Source organism: Clostridium isatidis (assembly GCF_002285495.1).
GTDB classification, from domain to species: Bacteria; Bacillota; Clostridia; order Clostridiales; family Clostridiaceae; genus Clostridium; species Clostridium isatidis.
Map to the genome: position 1 here is coordinate 1,728,954 of NZ_CP016786.1, position 19,864 is coordinate 1,748,817.

Consider the following 19,864-nt stretch of genomic DNA (forward strand, 5'->3'; position numbering starts at 1 on the left):
TAGTAGTGTGGAATAGTTAGGAGTGTGAAGTGTGGAGTTTAGAAGGTGGAGTTTGGAATGTGGAGTTATTTGGGATGTACAAGTTCCCTAACTACTAACTCCTAACTCCACACTCCACACTCCTAACTCCTAACTTCTAACTCCACACTCCTAACTCCTAACTATATTAAATGTATTAAAAATATTAATTTATCCATACTAAGTTATATTAAAACTTTTATAGGAGGTTTATATGAACAGTAAATATGAGGATATTTTTAATAGATTAGTTAAGGCTTATTATGAAGATAGATTTGAGGAAACTGTTAATGATATAGTAATTAACCATGAAATTTCTCCCCAAGAAACTTTTAAAATAGTATGTACTCTTTGCGGAGTTTCTTTAGATTTTGATAATAATTACCTCTACAAATTAAAAAATGCCATTACAAATTATGAAGTCAATAGACGTTTTATAGAAAAACTTGATAGCTGTAATATTAAATGTAAAGCAAGTGAAGATGTAAAAACTAGCTGTCAATTAGCCTGCCCTTTTGATGCAATCTTATATGATAAGGATAATAACTCTACATATATTGACTATGATTTATGCCTTGGCTGTGGAAACTGCATTGAACATTGTAAAGACGGTAAAATAATGGATGTTGTAGAATTTTTACCTGTCCTAGATTTAATAAAAAATAATAAAAAAGTAATAGCTGCAGTTGCTCCAGCTATTGCAGGTCAATTTGGAGAAAAGGTTACTTTAGACATGTTAAGAGAAGCTTTTATAAAAATTGGCTTTACTGATATGATAGAAGTAGCCTTTACAGCAGATATGCTGACTATTAATGAAGCTGTACAGTTTAATAGATTAGTTAAGGAACCTGATGACTTAATGATAACCTCCTGCTGCTGTCCAATGTGGGTTGGAATGTTAAAAAAGGTTTACAATGATCTAGTTCCTAACTTATCTCCTTCAGTATCTCCTATGATTGCTGCAGGCAGGGTTATTAAGAAACTAGATCCTGAAGCAAAGGTAGTCTTTATTGGTCCATGTATAGCTAAAAAAGCAGAAGCCAAGGAAGCAGATATTGGAGATGCAATAGATTATGTCTTAACCTTCCAGGAACTAGATCAAGTATTTAAGGCCTTTGATTTAAATTTAGAAAGCCTAAAAGGCATTCCATCAAGGGATTATGCATCAAGAGGTGGAAGGCTATATGCAAGAAGCGGTGGAGTTTCTTTAGCTGTTTACCAAGCCATCCAGGAACTTTATCCAGAAAAGGCAAAATTCTTTAAGGCTATAAAGGCTGAAGGAGTAAAAGAATGCAAGGAAGTCCTTAAAAATGCCTTAGCTTCAGATATAGATGCTAACTTCATTGAGGGCATGGGCTGCGTTGGTGGATGTGTTGGAGGACCTAAAGCCATAATAAGCAAGGAAGAAGGCAGAAAATTTGTTGATGATTACGCCTTTAATTCTCCTATCAAGGTTTCTACCCATAGCGTAACCTTTAATGAAGTATTAAAAAGATTAAATATTAACTCCCTAGAAGATTTTGAAAAGGAAGATAAAACAGCAATATTTCATAGAGAATTTTAGGCAATTCAAAATCTCTTTAAGTTAAAATTCAGCTGAACTAAAAAAACTATGTACTAAAATACTGGTACATAGTTTTTTCACTTTTAATAAAAGATTAATATTTATTCATAGCTTTATTTTTAAATTTTCCCTATTTTTTCTGATGCTTAGCAAAAATTTAAATTATAATTATTTATATATGTTAAAATATTTATTTTTTTCAAATTTTAGGTTAAATATTATGAAAGGAGTTCTTATTTCAAAGGATAAGCTTTTACCACTTTCAATCTTTGCTTTAGCATTCTCAATTCTTATTTCATCATTTATAATTAGCAGATCAATAAATAATAATGGAACTTTCATTTCCCATGAAATGTCCAATGGATTTAATAATCTACCCAGCAATCTTTATAAAAGTTTTAATAATAATACTCAAACAAAAAAGCTTGAAGAAAAAAGTAACTTTAATCTCCGAGAAGCTGCTGAATATTTAAATATCTCAGTAACAGACCTAATTAATACTGTATATAATAAAGAATCTAAAATAACTTATGTAAAAATACATGAGGAATATATCTTTAATAGAGAAGCTCTAGATAAATGGGTTCAAGAATCAGACTTTAACATGTAGAGTTATATTGAAATAGCTATTATGCTAGGAGTTTTGCTTAATCTTACTACTTTCAGATAAAACAATAACTCTAAAGCATAATAGCTAATCTTTTACAAAAAAAATTCTAATACTTGCTATTGATTTATATTAAAATTTTCCTCTTTATATTTATTTAAGTTTAACAAGTCTTCCTTTCTGTATAAATGATAAGCTGGGTACATGGTATCTACATAAAGCTGAATTCCTAATACTGCTGCCCTTACACAAAAATGTCTGTCTTCTCCCCAGAAGGACAAATTATATATTGGATTAAAATTTACACCCTTTTCAAGAGCACTTCTTGATATTAATGTACAAGCTCCTAAACCGCCTACTTCATAAGTTCCAGGGATTCTTAATTTAGATAAAAATTCACTCATTCTAAGATTAGCTTCCTCATTAGTAATATATTCCCCCGGCTCAATATTATATAAGGTATAAGTATCTTTTAACCAAACTTGAGGATATTCTTCTGAACTAGGATTCCATTTAGTCCAAAATATATTCGATACTATTTCCTTATCTAAAGAAAGTAGCCTTTTTATTGTTTTAGGATTTAATACTATGTCTGAATCAATAAGAAATAAATAATCAAAGTTTTCCTCTAAAGCTTTGTGAATAATCTCATTTTTAAAATTAGTAACCTTTTCTATTAATTTATTAGTCCATCTATGAGTTATCTCATCACAAACATATAAAGATTTACTATCACTATTTATAAGGATAACATTATTAATTTCTTCCTTAAAGTTATTTAATAGATCACTTGATTCCTTGTTTAAATTATCATCTATAAAATAATAACTTACCTCTATATCACTTAAGTCTAATTTCCTTAAAGAAAATAGAAACTCCTTCAATATCTCAGGCTTTTGATTAATGGGGCTTCCTATTAAAAGCTTAATCATATATTCCTCCTTATTACATTTTATAAATTATATTCAATTTAATTTAAGATATGCATATTTTCTAATTTTGTTATTTTATTAGGCATTAGCAGATTCTATTTTTTTTCATATGCTATAATAAGCCAACTTAATTTGGAGGTAATTTTCTTTGACAACTATAAGCGCTTGTATCATTGCTAAAAATGAAGAAAAAAACCTATTGAGGTGTCTTAAAAGTATAACTAATCTTGCTGATGAAATAATACTGGTTGATACCGGTTCTAACGATAATACAATAAATATTGCCAAAAAATTTAATGCTAATATAATAGAATTTCCTTGGAATAATAATTTTAGCGATGCTCGAAATAAGGCCTTAGAACATGCAACTAAAGATTGGATATTAATAATCGACTGTGATGAGGCATTAGATATATCCCAAATAACAGATATCAAAAATACTTTAAGCCAAGCTTCAAATATAGGATTTTCTTTAAAGCTTGTAAATATAATAAATAATTCACCAATAGAAGGTGAATATTTATTTAGAATTTTTAAAAACTACTCTGGCTTTTATTTTAAGGGAAGAATAAACGAAAGAATTTTAAATTCATCTTTAAAAGCAGACTATGAAAAGAACATTATAAGATTAGATTATAAATTATATAATTATGGTTTTGATTTAGACAAAAAAGATATAAACAAAAGATGTTATAGAAATTTATCTATATTTTCAGAATATAAAAATTCTGACACAAGCTATATAAATTATTTTAATATTGGAAATGAATATTTTTTACTAGGTAATTATTCAAAAGCTGTGACTAACTATTCAAAAGCTCTATACTCTTGTGATGATATCTATATTTCCAGCTATATTACTTATGTTATTATAAAAACTTACTACCATGCTCAAAAATATAACTTAGGAATTTCTGTTGGTGAAGGCTTATCTTTAAAATATAATAAAATTAGGGAGATTTATTATATTATTTCCTTGTGTTATTTAGAGCTTAATGATATAGAAGCTTATAGGGAAAATTTTAAAAAATATTTAGCTTCTATGGAAAATGACCATAAATATTGTTTTGATTTAATTTTTCTTGAAAATAAAAGAATAATTCCAGAGATGTTTGGATTTAAATTAAATAATTTTGTTATATAAAAAAATAAAACATATCATTCGTTGACATGTTTTATTTTTTTTTATTTAATATTTTTTCTATTAAATCCAGCCTGCTTTTCCCTAATATTTGCTTAGGTTTCTTAGCTACCTCATTATTCTTATAGAACTTATCTTCATTTCCTTTTATTACTTTAATTATATTTGCTTCTAATTTTTCATCTTCAATATTTCCTTCGAAATAATAATCTATATATTCCCTTAATGCATAGCTAAGATCTTCTTGATTTTTATAGTATAATCTAAGCTCAGATTTATCCACACCTATCCCACCTTATATTATTCATAGATATATTTTATATCATTAAAATAAAACATACAATAACTATATAATTTTATTTACTATTATAAGAATTAATACATTGCTTTTGATATAATAAAATTAATTATAAATATACTTAAATTAGAATGGAGATAATTTATGTTAATAAAAAATAAGGCTATACAAATTTTATTTTTAGTTTCTTTAGGCTGTATAATAATGTCCTTTATAGAAGGAATTATTCAGCCTAGTTATGTTTATAAATCTTTAATAAAACTAATTACCTTTCTTTCTCTAATATTAATATACTGTCTTTATAATAAGGATTTTTCCTTTTTTAAAGTATTAAAGGTTCACGATAAAAAAGATTTATTAATATCTATAATAATTGGACTAGCTGTCTATAGCCTAATAATTCTTTCCTATTTTATTGCTAGAAATTTTATAGATTTAGAGCAAATAGCATCTAATTTAACTGAAAAAGAAAATATCTCAAAAAACAGCTTTATTTTTGTTGCCTTATATATAAGCTTTATTAATTCCTTATTAGAAGAACTATTTTTTAGAGGCTTTGCCTTTATTCATTTAAAGAAACTAATAAAAGAAAAATATGCCTATACATTTAGTTCAATAAGCTTTGCCCTATATCATGTTTTTATTATGTCTGGATGGTTTAGTCCAGCCTTATTTATACTTATACTTTTTTCATTGGTTATCGCAGGTCTTATTTTTGATTATTTTGATAGAAAAACAACTATTTATAACTCATGGCTTATTCATATGAGTGCTAATTTTGCAATAAACACTATTGGCCTTATAGCTTTTAATATAATATGAAGATTGTAAAACAATCTTCATATATTCTATACTCATCTAAATATATCATCACTTTTTTCTTTTAAATTTTCCTAACCATAATAAAATAGATCATTAAAAATTCCCCTAAAAAATATTATAAAAATAAATTTTATTATTAAGAAGGCATAACTTTTTATATTTATGCATTTTTAATAATATTCAATAAATTTTATAAATAATTGTTGCATAATTATACCGAATATCCTTATAATTATACCTAACAAAAGAATAAAACATTTTACTTATAAGGAGGAAAAAGATGCTTAAAGTAGGAGTAATTGGGGCCATAGGATATGTAGGAGCAGAACTTATAAGAATCCTTATTAATCATCCAAAAGTAAAATTGGAAGCAATAAGTTCTACAAGTTACATAGGAGAGACTATATCATCAATATATAAAAATTTTTATGGAAAAGTAAATCTTATTTGCACTGATATGGAGGAAGTAATAAAAAAATCTGATTTAGTTTTTGCAGCCCTTCCTCATGGCTTAAGTGAAGAAATAGCTGAACTGACCTTTAAAGAAAATAAAATCTTAATTGATTTAGGAGCAGATTTTCGACTTTCAAAGGAAGAAGATTATAAAAAATGGTATGGTCTTAATTTCTTATTTAAGGATCTTCACAAGAATTCTATATATGCCTTGCCTGAATTTAATAGAAGTAAAATCAAAAACTATAAGATAATAGCAAATCCAGGCTGCTATCCTACTTCCATTGAACTTGGATTAATGCCTGCTCTTAAAAATAATTTTATATCGGTGGATAACATTATATGTGATTCAAAATCAGGAGCAACTGGAGCTGGAAGAACTCTTAGTCTGAAATCTCATTATACAGAAGTTAATGAAAATCTTTCAGCCTATGCCATAGGCAATCATAGGCATACTCCTGAAATCGTAGAATGTTTATCAAAAATTTCTGGTAAGAAGGTAAGTATAACTTTTACTCCTCATCTCCTTCCAATAAATAGGGGCATACTTTCAACGATATATTGCAATTTAAAAAAAGAAATTTGCCTTGAGGAGATTCACAAAAGTTATGCAGAGTTCTATAAAAATGAGCCTTTTATAAATATTATGCCTTTAGGGGAAACTGCACAAATTAAAGATGTAAAATACACAAACAATTGTAATATTTCCCTTCATCAAGATCATAATAAAAATCAGCTCATAATTATAAGCGTTATTGATAATATGCTTAAAGGAGCAGCTGGACAAGCTGTTCAAAACATGAATATATTAATGGATTTTGAAGAAACTGACGGACTTGATTTTATAGCTTTTTCAAATTAAAAACCATTAAGCATAAAAATAAGGGGGTTTATAAATGTATTTATTAGAAAATAAAGGCGTTACTGCTCCAAAAGGCTTCTATGCATCTGGAATTCATTGCGGCCTTAAAAAAAATAATTCAAAACTTGATTTAGCACTTATTTATTCAGAAGTAGCTGGAAATGCAGCTGGAGTTTATACCAAAAATAAAGTAAAAGGAGCTCCTATTTATATTACAAAGGAACATCTTATAAATAAAAAAGCTCAAGCAATAATAGTAAATAGCGGAAATGCAAATACCTGCACTGGAGATGATGGTCTATTAAAGGCAAAGGAAATGGCTGAATTTCAAGCTAAAGCCCTTAATATTAAAACCGATGATGTTCTTGTAGCTTCTACAGGAGTTATTGGAGTTCCCCTTAACATAGATAAAATAAAAAATGCTATTCCTCTCCTAAGCAAAAAACTATCTACTGAAGGAAGCGAAGAGGCTGCCTATGCAATAATGACTACAGATAAAATAAAAAAACAGCTTGCGATTGAATTTACTATTGGGGATAAAACTGTAACCATAGGAGCAATTGCTAAAGGCTCTGGAATGATAGAACCAAATATGGGAACCATGCTATCTTTCCTAACTACAGATTTAAATATTTCTTCAGAACTTCTTGAAGAAGCATTAAGAGAAAGTACAAAAATAAGTTATAACAGGGTAAGTGTTGATGGTGATACAAGTACAAATGATATGGTATTAATTATTGCAAATGGATTAGCAAATAATGAAAAGATAGTCAGCAAAAATAATGACTATTATAACTTCCTTAATGCATTAAACAAGATAAATGTAAGTCTTGCAAAAATGATTGCTCGTGATGGAGAAGGTGCAACCAAGCTAATTGAATGTATAGTATATAATGCTCCAAACAAGGAAGATGCAGAAGTTCTTTCAAAAAGCGTTATAAATTCTCCATTAGTTAAAACTGCAATATTCGGTAATGATGCTAATTGGGGAAGAATTTTATGTGCTTTAGGCTATTCTGGAATTAATATAAATCCAAACACTATAGATTTATACTTTAAAAGCGAACTTGCTGAAATTAAGGTATGTGAAAATGGAAAGGCTATCTTCTTCGATGAATTAACGGCTAAAAAAATTCTTTCAAAAGAGGAAGTTAAAATTTTAATAGATATGAAATCTGGAACAGAGGCTGCAGTAGCTTGGGGATGTGATTTAAGTTATGATTACGTAAAAATAAATGGAGAATATAGATCTTAAGAAAGGTGATTTACTATGACTTCAGTAAAACGTGCAGAGATAATTATTGAGGCCTTACCATATATACAGGCATTAGCAGGAAAGACCGTTGTTATTAAATATGGTGGCAGTGCAATGATTAATGAAGAATTAAAAGAAAATGTTATTAAAGATATTGTGCTTATGCAATGTATTGGAATTAATCCAATTATTGTTCATGGTGGAGGTCCTCATATAAATGAATACCTAGAAAAACTGGGACAAGAAAGCAAATTTATAGACGGCCTAAGATTTACAGATAAAAATACTATGGATATAGTTCAAATGGTCCTTGGTGGAAAGGTTAATAAAGATTTAGTCAGCCTTATTGAAAAACTTGGAGGGAAAGCTATAGGAATAACAGGAATGGACTCTTCTTTTATAAAAGCCAAAAAACTTGAAAGTGATCAAGATTTAGGCTATGTAGGTGAAATAACAAGTGTGGATAGCAACTTTTTAAATAAGCTTATTGAAACAAAGCATATTCCTGTTATAAGTTCCATTGCTATTAGTGAAGATTTAAAAAGCAGCTATAACATTAATGCTGACCTTTGTGCTTCCAAAATAGCTTCAAGCTTAAAAGCTGAAAAACTTATTCTTCTAACTGATGTTCCAGGAGTTTTAATTGATCCTAAGGATAATAACTCCTTAATTTCCACTCTAAGACCTCATGAAATTAGAAAACTTAAGTCAGATGGAATATTAAAAAGGGGCATGATTCCAAAAATAGACTGCTGTGTAGAAGCGGTAAGACAAGGGGTTAAAAGGGCTCACATTATAGATGGTACCCTTTCTCACTCTATTCTTCTAGAAATTCTTTCAATTGAAGGAATTGGAACTATGATTTACTAAAAAAGGAGGTTAAATTATGATAAATGAAAATTCGCCTTTAATGAACACATATAAATACCTTCCAGTTAATTTAATTAAGGGTAATGGATGTCTTTTATATGATGATAAGGGGAAATCCTACATTGATTTTACAAGTGGAATAGGAGTAAACAGCTTAGGATATAACCATAAAGATTGGGTTTTAGCGGTACAGGAAGCTGCTTCTAGCCTTCAACATTGTTCCAATATCTTTTTAAATAAAACTGTTTATGAACTAGCTGAAAAATTAACAAAATTAAGCGGCATGAGTAAAGTATTTTTTTCAAATTCAGGTGCTGAGGCCAATGAAGGCGCCTTCAAATTAGCCAGAAAATATAGTTTTCTAAAATACGGTAAAGGTAGAAACAAAATTCTTTCCCTAGAAAACTCCTTCCATGGAAGAACCTTAGCCGCTTTAAAAGCAACAGGTCAGGAAAAATTCCACAATTACTTCTTTCCCTTTCCTGAGGGTTTTGAATATATCAAAGCTGATTTAGAAAGCTTAACCAAGGCTTTAACTAATGATGTATGTGCAATCATTGTAGAGGGAATTCAAGGAGAAGGCGGTGTACACCCCCTTGATAAAAATTTTATAACTTCCCTTAAAAAGATCTGTCAAGAAAAAGATATTCTTCTTATTTTTGATGAAATTCAAACTGGCATAGGAAGAACAGGTAAATTATTTTGCTATGAACATTTCAATATAAAACCTGATATTATCAGCTTTGCTAAGGGTCTTGGCGGAGGCCTTCCAATAGGAGGTTTTCTATGCAATAATAAACTTCAAAATGTTTTTAATCCTGGAGATCATGGAACAACATTTGGCGGAAATCCAGTAGCCTCTTCTGCTGCATTAACAGTTTTAAAAAATATAGCTAATGAAAAAGCCTTAAAAGAAATTCAAGAAAAAGGAAGCTATTTGACAAATCTTTTAAAAGATATATCCTCTCCCCATATAAAGGCTATAAGGGGAATAGGATTAATGATTGGAATAGAAGTAGATATCAATCCATCACCTTTTCAGGAAAAGGCTTTAAAAGAAGGTTTATTAGTCCTTACAGCTTCAACTAATGTAATAAGACTTCTTCCTCCACTTATTATTTCAAAAAAAGAAATAGAAAAAGCTGTAAAAATATTAAAGAATATATTAGAAAACTGGGAGGAATAATTTATGAAAAAAGACTTATTAAAGATGGAGGATTTATCTAAAGATGAAATACTGGATATATTAAATACAGCTGATCAGCTGAAATACGAATTAAAACACGGAATAGTCCATGAGCATCTAAAGGGAAAAAGTCTTGGAATGATATTTGAAAAATCTTCTACAAGAACTAGAATATCCTTTGAAGTTGGAATGTACCAGCTTGGAGGAAAAGCCTTATTTTTAAGTTCAAAGGATTTACAGCTTGGCCGTGGAGAACCAATTAAAGATACAGGAAGAGTATTATCTAGATATCTTGATGGAATTATGATTAGAACCTACAAACAAGAGGAAGTAGAAGAGCTGGCAAAATATTCATCAATTCCAGTTATAAATGGACTTACAGATGATGAACATCCCTGCCAGGTACTTGCAGATTTAATGACAATAAGGGAAAGTAAAACTAAATTAGAGGGATTAAAGCTGGCTTTTATTGGAGATGGAAATAATATGGCTCAATCCCTTGTAATTGGTGCCTTAACTGTTGGAATAAATGTATCTATTGCTTCACCAGAAAATTTTAAAATTGATGAAACTTATATTAAAAAAGGAAAAGAAATTGCTAATAAAAATAATTTAGAATTTAAACTCTATACTTCTCCTAAAGATGCTGTTATTAATGCAGATGTTGTTATCACTGATGTATGGACAAGTATGGGAATGGAAAAAGAAATAACTGAAAGAAAGAAAGCCTTTAATGGCTACCAAGTAAATAAAGAGTTAATGGAACTTGCTAAGAGTGATGCAATTGTATTACATTGTCTGCCAGCCCATAGAGATGAAGAAATAACAGAAGAAATACTAGAAAAGTATGCAAATATTATTTTTGAAGAAGCAGAAAATAGGCTTCATGTTCAAAAAGCAGTTCTTATCAAACTTTTATCATAGAAAAATTAATTTTACTGTTAAAAAACCTTCTTAAAATAAAAAGTTCACAATTTGTAAACTGTGCTACAAACTGTGAACTTCCCTACTTGTTAAATTCCTAACTACTAACTCCTAACTGTTAACTGTTAATTCCTGACCAATTTAGCTTCTTTTCTTTTTTCAGTTTCGTCTACTACTAAAGCTGATACTGCTGCACCAGTTACATTTGTTGCAGTTCTAGCCATATCGATAACTGCATCTACTGCCATTACCATTGCCATACCTTCTAATGGTAAACCTAAAACAGAAAGTACAACTGTTGTTGACATAGTTGCTGCTCCAGGAACTCCTGCTATACCAATTGAACCAACTATAGTTGTTGCTACTATTAATATATAGTGATACATTGTTAAATCTATATTAAACACTTGTGCTACAAATATAGCTACTATTGCTGGATATAATCCACCGCAAGCATTCATTCCCATTGTTGAACCTAATGATGCAGTAAAACTTGCTACTTCATCTTTAACCTTAGCTCTATTTACTAAGCTGTCTATTGTTACTGGCAAAGTACCATAACTGCTTTGGCTTGTGAATGCAAGTAACATTGCTGGGAATATATCGCCAAAGAATTTAATAGGATTTCTTCTTGCAACACCTGATATTAATGGTGTATGAACTAATAATATTTGTAGTAGGCAGGCAACATAAACTGCTGCTACAACTGTTGCTAATGATAATATTGTATCTAAACCGTTATTTGAAGCTGCTGTTGCTATTAATCCAAATACTCCATAAGGTATAAACTTAAGAACTATTCTTGTAATACTCATTACTATTTCATAAGTTGATAAAATAAAGTCTTTAAAAGCCTTGATCTTATCTGGATTTTTATTATCTTCTATAACTAATGCTATTGCTACAAATATTGAGAAAACAACAACTGGTATTATTTGACCATCTGCTATTGATGCAATTACATTTGCTGGTAAAAATCCTAAGATTACATCTGTTAATGCTGGAATTTCTCTTGCTGTAAAATCTCCTGCTCCAGTAAATACAAAGCCTGCTCCAACATTAAATATCTTACCTATAACTATTCCTATTACTGCTGCAATTCCTGTTGTTCCTAATAATAATCCTACTGCTTTAAATCCAATTGATTTTAAAGTTTCAATATTTTTAAATCTTACTAGGCTTGTAATTATTGAAGTCATTACTAAAGGTATAACTACCATCTTAATTAATGACATATAGCCTTTTCCAACTACTTTTAGGAAAGGTATATTTCCTTTAAATACTATTCCTATAATTAATCCCAATCCTAAAGCCACTAAAGTAGCAGTTGATCTTTTTCCTGTCTTTTTATTAACTATATATACTACATATACAGCAACTAATGAAGCAATAATTGCTAATATTAACTTAATATTTATATCCATTTTATTTCCTCCTAAAATTAATTATTATTTATATTATTAAAAAATTTATTAAATAATTGCTTTTAATTTTTGTACTGCTGGCCAGCAAATTCTATCGAATAAAAAAACTTCTCCCCCTATATTCAGAGGCAGAAGATACATTTCCGCGGTTCCACTCTGATTAAATGTTTATACATAGAAATATATTAACATTCATCTCATTCAAAGTATAAAAATACTTCATCTCTATAATGGGAGAACCCATAAGACCCTACTCTTATTTCAAGCCTTAAACTCCGAGGTGCATTTCATTATTATAATTTTAGGTTATCTCAGCAACTAACCCTCTCTGTGGAAAATTATTAATAACTACTTCTCCTCTTCAACGTCTATTATTCTTATCGGATTACTATGATTTAATTATATCACTGTAATTTAACTTGTCAATAATAATTAATAATATTTTGTATAAAAATATTTCCAATATAAGGGTAAACATTTTCAAAATTAATCTATTTTTGTTGAAAAAGAAAAAGGTCAGAAACCAAAGCACTCCCCTCTAGTTCCTAACCTTTTTATTTCTTACCTTTTACTTGTTACTATCAGCTAAATATATATCAACATTTTCTTTTGTTACTTTTGTATGTTGTGTTTTTACATACTTTCCATTAATACCTTGTACATTATTTACATCTAATCCCTTAGCCAAGGAATAAGAAATATCAAATATAGCTTTAGCTTGAAGCTTTGCATCACTTATTACAGTACCTGTTAAGTCTCCCTTATTAACAGCTTCTAAAGCTTCTTTTACTCCATCTATTCCAACTACTATTGGCTTTTCTGTAAATACATCTGTTGAATTTATTGAATGTAATGCTCCTAAAGCCATTACATCATTATTACTAATAACAACTTCTATTTCATCTCCATACTCTTGTATCCATTGATTCATTTTATTTACTGCCTGATCGCTTTGCCAATTAGCACTATCATCTGCTAATTTCTCTAGCTCTATTCCATAATTATCAATATCTTTTATACAATATTCTGTTCTAATGGAGGCATCTTGATGACCAGGCTCCCCTTCCAGCATTACATACTGTATTTTATTATCTTTATTTTTGTCTAATTTACTTTTATTTTTATTCCATTCTTCTATAATAATTTCTGCCTGCATTCTTGCAGACTGTCTGGCTTGAGCACCAACATAATATACTTTATTCCACCTATTTAAATCTTCTTCAACTGGTTCCCTATTAAAAAAGACTAATGGTATATTTGCATTCTTTGCTTTATCAATTATAGTTGCAGCAGCAGTTCTATCAACTAAGTTTACACAAATAATATCATAATCTTGTTTTATAAACTTATCTATTTGATTTCCTTGATTTGTAGTACTGCCCTTTGCATCAACAAAATCTAACTGTATCTTTATATTTTCCTGCTGTTCCTTTTCTTTTGATATATCTTCTAAATATGAACTTATACTAGATATAAAAGTATCATCTTGCCTATATAGGGTTACCCCAATTTTTATTTCATTCTTTTTCTTTTCACTAAATTCTCTACTACACCCTGAAATTATAGAAGTGCCAAATATTAATGCAGTAAAAACAATAAATCCCTTATATTTCTTCACAATAACCTCCCATAAATTACACCTATAATTACCTAATGATAGGAAATAGCATTCTTTGATTTTCCTCAGAATACATATTATAAATATTTATCGTAGTTGATGTTATTTTACTTTCCTTAATCTTTTCATTTTCTATCTCTGAAACCATGGCCTTCATCCCTAAATAACCTAGGTTAAATTCATTCTGCATAGCTATGGCATTAATTATTTTTTCTTCCATTAAAGAGATTATTAAACTTGTACTTCCAGTTCCATAAAGACCTGCCTCACTAAAGTAATCCTTCTTTGCCTTTCCTGCAATCTCTAATATATTAGGCTCAAAGGCAACCAATACTTTTGTATCTTGATTTTTTAATATTTCTGAAATGCTTTTGTAAATTTCAGCCTCATCCTTAGGTAAATCTATAAATTCATAGGTGTTTTGGCTTAATGAAATTTCATCGATAAATCCTTCATATTTTTCTTTTTCACTACTTATATTAAATCCACTTCTTAAAATTATTATTTTACTTCTTGTATTACCATTTTTAATTACTTCATTAGCTAATTTTCTGCCAAGTTCATAATTATCACAGGATATATATGTGAAATTTTCTTTAGTTTCTATATTAGATTCAAATAAAACAATAGGTATTTCCTTTCTTAAATCCTCTATAAGTTTAGATAGAGAACTATAGTCTGCTGGTGAAATTAATATCCCATCTGTACCATTCATAATCTCTCTCTTAATCAATTCTTTCTGTTCTTCTACACTATTATCTTCAATAAGGGTAATAAAACTAACGTTTACATTTAAATCAGAAGCAGCCTGTTCCATTCCATTTTTAACTATTCTCCAAACCTCACTGCTCTTGCCTCTAACTATCACAGAAACCTTATATACTTTCACCTTTCCCTTTGAAGCTTTAGGCAATAAAATAAGGGAAGATGATATAAGAATTATAAAGAGAAAAATAAAGATTGTCCTTTTCCTTATTACCACAGCTATTCTCCTTTATTATCAATATATTTATTAGCTGGCATATGAATTCTAATAATAGTTCCTTCATCAGGCTCACTAAAGATTTTTAATCCATATTCTTTACCAAAATAAAGCTGTATTCTTTCATGAACATTTTTTAACCCTATTCCCGAGCCTTTTCTGCTGCTATTCTTTCCTTTTTTTACAAGCAGTTCCTCTGCCACTTCTTGAGGCATTCCTAACCCATTATCAATAATATCAATATAAAGATTTTCTTCTTCTACATAAGCCTTTACTAAGATATTTCCATCTCCATACATATACTCCATGCCATGATAAATAGCATTTTCTATTAAAGGCTGTACAATTAATTTAATACATTGTAAATCTAAAGCTTCTTCTTGCGCTTCTATTTCATAATCAAATTTATTTTTATATCTTATACTTTGTATAGTAAGATAATTTCTTGCATGTTCAAGCTCATCTTTAACTGTAATAATATTTCTACCCTTGCTTATACTTATTCTAAAAAACCTAGCAAGAGAAGTAACCATTGTTATTGCTCCATTATAATTTTCATTTTCTATCATCCAAACTATAGAATCTAAGGTGTTATATAAAAAGTGCGGATTTATTTGTGATTGTAGGGCATTAAGCTCGCTTTTTCGCTTTTCTTCCTGCTCTTTTACAATATTATCCATTAAAATATTCATTTGGTTTATCATTAACTTAATAGCTTTAGCTAAATGCTGAACTTCTTGAGAGCCCGTTTCTGAAATGTTTAAATTATCTACACCATTTTCAAATTCTTTAACTGCCTTTTCTAATTCCATAATTGGATTGGCTATTCTTGAAGAAACATACATATTAATTGATATCAAGGTAAAGATTGCAAAAAGCATTATAAATATTGCAAAAGCTCTAAAATCACTTGCACCAGATAATATATCTTCTATAGGAGAAACCGAAACTATTTTCCAACCTGTATAGCCTACTGTCTTTATATTTATCATCCTTTTATTTCCCTGGAAATTTTCTAAATAGTTCCCATCTTCTAATTTTGAATTTTTATTATTTGTTTCCTCAATAAGATTAGTGTATATTAGCTGTTGTCTGGGATGATATATTATTTCCCCATTTCCATCCATTAAATATACATAAGCATTTTGCCCTAAATCAACATTTTTGCATATTTCCTCAATGCCGCTAAAACTCATATCAACTAAAAGAACACCTCTTTTAGCCTTACCATCTTCAGTTATTTCAACTGCTCTGCTTAAGGAAACAACCCAAGTATATTTATAATTTGGATCATAAAATAAGTTTTGAACATGAGGAGTTGAAAAGTGAAGGTTTTCACTTTTTTCTAAAGCATCTTGAAACCATTCATTTTCCCTTGGATCTATATTTTCTTTTAACTGTTGTACTGGATAGGAAGCTATTATATCTCCATGCTCTGAAAACAAGCTTATGCTGATTAAGAAGTCCTTATTGGCTTCGTAGAGTATATCCATTTCCTTATTAATATTTTCACTGGATAAATCCTTCTTCTTAATCCCTCTATAGTACATGGTATCAGATATTTTCATCATCTTTCTTAAATAGCTATCTAAATTTAAATTAACTTGATCTAAAATAGCTTGATTATTTTTTGCAACCATTTCCTCAGTTAAGTTGGAAAATCTTAAATATAAGGCTCCTCCTACTACTATCATTCCAAGTACTGCAACAATTGTAAAAGAAACAGATATGATATTATGAATACTTGCTTTTTTATAATAATTAATTATTCTTTCTTGAATTGATTTTAGCATATTTAATCATCATCTCTTTCTATATCTTGAAGGAGATATTCCATATTGTTTTTTAAATACATAGCTAAAATAATTAGCCTCTAAGTATCCAACCTTCCTCGCAATAATATATGTTTTATCATCTGTTGTATTTAACAGCTTTACCGCCTCTTCAAGCCTTATATTAGTTAAATAACTTACGAAATTCATATCAGTTTCTTTTTTGAAAATAGTTGAAAAATATGTTGGACTTACATGCAATTCTGAACATAACCTTTCTACAGATATTTCAGGGTCGCTATAATTTTCTTTAATATATGCTTTAGCTTTTTCTATTAATATTTTTGAAGAGTTAACTCTATCTTTCTTTATTAACTTATTTATTTTTATAGATTTTTCAATAAACCAACTCTTAATATCATTAATTGAATCTGCTTTGCTTAAATAAGAATAACAATTAAAATTATCTCCAAAAACTTCATCGAAATTAATATTATAATCTTGCAGCAATCTTAATATAGCTGTCATAATTTCCATAAGATAAACTCTATACTTATTTAAATCTACTAAATCCTTTTCAACTTTCTTAAATATTCTATTAATAGTTTCTTCTATTTCTTCCTTACTTGAAAGTTTTATTGAATTTAATAATGAATTTTCCTCTTGCTCTTCAAATTTTAACTGAATATCATAATTTGGTTCTACGTCATCTATATAAATTGCCTTTCCATTTCCTAAAATAGGTCTATAACTTAAAGCTGTTTCAGCTGTTTTATATGAATATCTAATATCCATTATATCTTCATATACTCTTCCAATACCTGAAGATATTGTATTTGCAAAAACACATTGATATACTCTGCTTACTTCATTTAAGCCCTTAAGTAAATTGTTTATTTCTGATTTTTCTTCAAAAGTTGCTAATACTACAATTTTATCTGAATAAGGAAAACTAACAAAATCACAATAATTAACAAGTATTTCATCAACCATGTTTTTAATTGAAATTAAAAGTAAACCAATATTGTTTTCCTCTTCTTCTAGGATTGTGGTTCCATCTATATTTATTAAGGCAACAGCCAGAAATCTTTTTATAAAATTTAATCCCAGCTTCCCAGCATCTTCTTCCCATCTTTCCTTGCTCATCCTACCTTCTAAAGCTGAAACTAAATATTGTTCTCTTAATACAGGAATACTTTCTAAATAATGTTTTTTTAATATTTCTACATTTCTTTTTTGATTATATTCCTTATCAAGCTTGTCCTTTAACTTTTTAAGAATTTCTATAATCTCAATTGAATTAATAGGTTTTAAAACATACTCAAAAACATTTATCTTTATTGCTTTATGAGCATATTCAAGTTCATCTGACCCAGAGAAAATTATTAATTTTGTGGACGGCATTATTTCAGATAATTTCTCCCCCAATTCTAATCCATCTAGAAAAGGCATTTTTATATCAGTCATTACTACATCAGGAGCAAGCTTTTCCGCCATTTCCAGGGCTTCTTGTCCATTTTCTGCATCTCCAACTACTTCAAAACCATATTCTTCCCAATTAACCTTATTAATTACTCCAAGTCTTATTTCTTCTTCATCATCTACAACCATTATTTTATATAGCTTCATATATAACCACTCCCAGATATATTAGCATATACTTTTTATTACTTTATAAACAATGTGCTAATCGATTACATTTGATATTATTTAAATAATTAGAATATTAACATAATTATAACACAAACTATAAAGATTGCGAAGAAATCTTTATAATTCACAGTGTGCAGTCTAGCTAATAATTCAGCAAGGCTGAATTATAATAAAAAACTCCTAGGGGCAGCCCTAGGAGTTTTATCCTTAATTGTCCATTGTCAATTCTCAATTGTAATCTGTAAAAGTTTTGCCTTTACAATACTATTCCAAAGATTAGTGATAAAATCATAGCTATAAAAAGTACAACTAAAAATTTATCCATAGTTTCTACAGAAACATCTATATTTCCGTATAAGATACTTCTTATACTTTTTTTCTCTTCTTTTTTTACTTCTTCAACATTTTTACTTTCTATAATTTTATCTTCCACTTTTTATCATTCCTTTAATTTCTATTTCTTAGCTATATACTTTCTTACGTCTAGTGATACAGCTGTTATTATAATTAAACCTCTTATAATATATTGCCAGTAAGCATTAACACCAACGAAGTTTAAACCGTAGTTGATAACTTGTAATAATACAGCACCAATTAATACTCCTGGTATTGTTCCTATACCACCTGAGAAGGAAACTCCACCAACTACGCAGGCAGAAATTGCATCTAGGTCATAGTTAAATCCTGTATTTGTAGTAGTAGAACCTGCTCTTGCTGCTTCTAAGAAACCAGCTAATCCATAAAGAACTCCAGAAATAATAAATATAATCATTATGTTCTTAACAACGTTTACTCCTGAAACAGCTGCTGCTTCTGGATTTCCACCGATTGCAAACATGTTTCTTCCAAGCTTTGTTTTATTCCATACAAACCATATTACTAATGATACTATCGCAAGATAGAATACAAGATATGGTATTTCTAAAGCTCCTAATTTTAAGGATCCATTTACAAATTTAGTGTATTTTTCAGCTAAGTTTGCTATTGGTTGGGCTCCTAGCGGAGGTCTATCTATATAAAGACAAGATAAACCATAAGCAATAAGTTGAGTACCCAAAGTGATTATAAATGCATGTACCTTTAATTTTGCAACACCAAAACCATTAATTGCTCCAAATACTGCTCCTATAGCCATAGCTACTAACATTGGTAATATTAGTGGTAACTCTGGTAAATTAGGATACATTCTTGATGCATAAGTTGTTGATTGCAGCAATGATGAGGATATAATTGCTGTAAATCCTAAAATACGTCCTGAAGAAAGATCTGTTCCTTGCAGCACTATAAGACCAGCAACTCCAAGAGCCATAATACCACGAGTTGAAGCTTGGCTTAATATATTAGTAAAGTTCTTTAATGATAAAAATCCTGGATCCTTTACTATAAAAAATATTATCATTATAATTAGAACCATATATAATGCATAATTTAGCAAGAAATCTTTTACTGTATCTTTATTTATTTTTACTTTATTCATAACTTG

At 29.0% G+C, this 19,864-nt stretch carries 18 protein-coding genes and 1 other annotated feature; of the genes, 9 read left to right on the forward strand and 9 right to left on the reverse strand.

Annotation, left to right across the window (positions count from 1 at the left end; all coding sequences use genetic code 11):
• The first annotated feature begins 232 nt into the window (after nt 1-232).
• Both BEN51_RS08175 and BEN51_RS08180 read left to right on the forward strand, forming a co-directional pair.
• Nucleotides 233-1,582 carry a [Fe-Fe] hydrogenase large subunit C-terminal domain-containing protein gene (locus tag BEN51_RS08175; RefSeq protein ID WP_119865579.1) on the forward strand — a complete coding sequence of 450 codons (1,350 nt, stop codon included), beginning with the start codon at nt 233-235 and terminating at the stop codon, nt 1,580-1,582.
• A gap of 220 nt (nt 1,583-1,802) precedes the next feature.
• Complete coding sequence (locus BEN51_RS08180; RefSeq protein ID WP_119865580.1) at nt 1,803-2,192, forward strand: helix-turn-helix domain-containing protein; 390 nt, start codon at nt 1,803-1,805, stop codon at nt 2,190-2,192.
• 116 nt (nt 2,193-2,308) lie between these two features.
• Here BEN51_RS08180 and BEN51_RS08185 read toward each other — a convergent pair whose 3' ends face one another.
• Complete coding sequence (locus BEN51_RS08185; RefSeq protein WP_119865581.1) at nt 2,309-3,121, reverse strand: glycosyltransferase family protein; 813 nt, start codon at nt 3,119-3,121, stop codon at nt 2,309-2,311.
• Between the two features lie 148 nt (nt 3,122-3,269).
• Between BEN51_RS08185 and BEN51_RS08190 the strand changes: the two genes are divergently transcribed.
• Nucleotides 3,270-4,265 carry a glycosyltransferase gene (locus BEN51_RS08190; protein WP_119865582.1) on the forward strand — a complete coding sequence of 332 codons (996 nt, stop codon included), beginning with the start codon at nt 3,270-3,272 and terminating at the stop codon, nt 4,263-4,265.
• 31 nt (nt 4,266-4,296) lie between these two features.
• Here the strand turns inward: BEN51_RS08190 and BEN51_RS08195 are convergent, their stop codons facing one another.
• Complete coding sequence (locus BEN51_RS08195) at nt 4,297-4,545, reverse strand: TIGR04540 family protein (protein WP_119865583.1); 249 nt, start codon at nt 4,543-4,545, stop codon at nt 4,297-4,299.
• 159 nt (nt 4,546-4,704) lie between these two features.
• Here BEN51_RS08195 and BEN51_RS08200 point away from each other — a divergent pair, with 159 nt between their 5' ends.
• From BEN51_RS08200 to argF, 6 genes are all read left to right on the forward strand, one after another.
• Entirely contained in the window at nt 4,705-5,382 is a 678-nt protein-coding gene (locus BEN51_RS08200) for a CPBP family intramembrane glutamic endopeptidase (RefSeq protein ID WP_236906195.1), read from the forward strand.
• Nucleotides 5,383-5,662: 280 nt separating this feature from the next.
• Nucleotides 5,663-6,697: an N-acetyl-gamma-glutamyl-phosphate reductase gene (gene argC / locus BEN51_RS08205; protein WP_119865584.1), complete on the forward strand. Its 1,035-nt coding sequence runs from the start codon at nt 5,663-5,665 to the stop codon at nt 6,695-6,697.
• Between the two features lie 34 nt (nt 6,698-6,731).
• Nucleotides 6,732-7,952 (forward strand): bifunctional glutamate N-acetyltransferase/amino-acid acetyltransferase ArgJ, encoded by a 1,221-nt coding sequence (argJ, locus tag BEN51_RS08210; protein WP_119865585.1) that lies wholly within the window; start codon nt 6,732-6,734, stop codon nt 7,950-7,952.
• A 15-nt stretch (nt 7,953-7,967) separates the two neighbouring features.
• Nucleotides 7,968-8,822 (forward strand): acetylglutamate kinase, encoded by an 855-nt coding sequence (gene argB, locus BEN51_RS08215; protein ID WP_119865586.1) that lies wholly within the window; start codon nt 7,968-7,970, stop codon nt 8,820-8,822.
• 16 nt (nt 8,823-8,838) lie between these two features.
• Nucleotides 8,839-10,008, forward strand: a complete 1,170-nt coding sequence (locus BEN51_RS08220) for an aspartate aminotransferase family protein (protein WP_119865587.1) — start codon at nt 8,839-8,841, stop codon at nt 10,006-10,008.
• A gap of 3 nt (nt 10,009-10,011) precedes the next feature.
• A complete protein-coding gene (argF, locus tag BEN51_RS08225; RefSeq protein WP_119865588.1) occupies nt 10,012-10,932 on the forward strand; it encodes an ornithine carbamoyltransferase in 921 nt (306 codons plus the stop codon).
• Between the two features lie 125 nt (nt 10,933-11,057).
• Here argF and BEN51_RS08230 read toward each other — a convergent pair whose 3' ends face one another.
• The 7 genes from BEN51_RS08230 to mglC form a co-directional block, all read right to left on the reverse strand.
• Nucleotides 11,058-12,356 (reverse strand): dicarboxylate/amino acid:cation symporter, encoded by a 1,299-nt coding sequence (locus BEN51_RS08230; RefSeq protein WP_119865589.1) that lies wholly within the window; start codon nt 12,354-12,356, stop codon nt 11,058-11,060.
• Nucleotides 12,357-12,477: 121 nt separating this feature from the next.
• Nucleotides 12,478-12,730 (reverse strand) — a binding site (T-box leader).
• A gap of 194 nt (nt 12,731-12,924) precedes the next feature.
• A complete protein-coding gene (locus BEN51_RS08235) occupies nt 12,925-13,974 on the reverse strand; it encodes a galactose ABC transporter substrate-binding protein (RefSeq protein WP_119865590.1) in 1,050 nt (349 codons plus the stop codon).
• Nucleotides 13,975-14,002: 28 nt separating this feature from the next.
• A complete protein-coding gene (locus BEN51_RS08240) occupies nt 14,003-14,956 on the reverse strand; it encodes a substrate-binding domain-containing protein (RefSeq protein WP_119865591.1) in 954 nt (317 codons plus the stop codon).
• Nucleotides 14,957-14,958: 2 nt separating this feature from the next.
• Nucleotides 14,959-16,749 carry a sensor histidine kinase gene (locus BEN51_RS08245; protein ID WP_119865592.1) on the reverse strand — a complete coding sequence of 597 codons (1,791 nt, stop codon included), beginning with the start codon at nt 16,747-16,749 and terminating at the stop codon, nt 14,959-14,961.
• A gap of 9 nt (nt 16,750-16,758) precedes the next feature.
• A complete protein-coding gene (locus BEN51_RS08250; protein WP_119865593.1) occupies nt 16,759-18,357 on the reverse strand; it encodes a response regulator in 1,599 nt (532 codons plus the stop codon).
• Between the two features lie 280 nt (nt 18,358-18,637).
• Nucleotides 18,638-18,814, reverse strand: a complete 177-nt coding sequence (locus tag BEN51_RS13835) for a hypothetical protein (protein ID WP_164704057.1) — start codon at nt 18,812-18,814, stop codon at nt 18,638-18,640.
• A gap of 21 nt (nt 18,815-18,835) precedes the next feature.
• The gene (mglC, locus tag BEN51_RS08255) at nt 18,836-19,858 is read right to left on the reverse strand and encodes a galactose/methyl galactoside ABC transporter permease MglC (protein WP_119865594.1); all 1,023 of its coding nucleotides are present in this window, start codon (nt 19,856-19,858) and stop codon (nt 18,836-18,838) included.
• Nucleotides 19,859-19,864 lie beyond the last annotated feature (6 nt).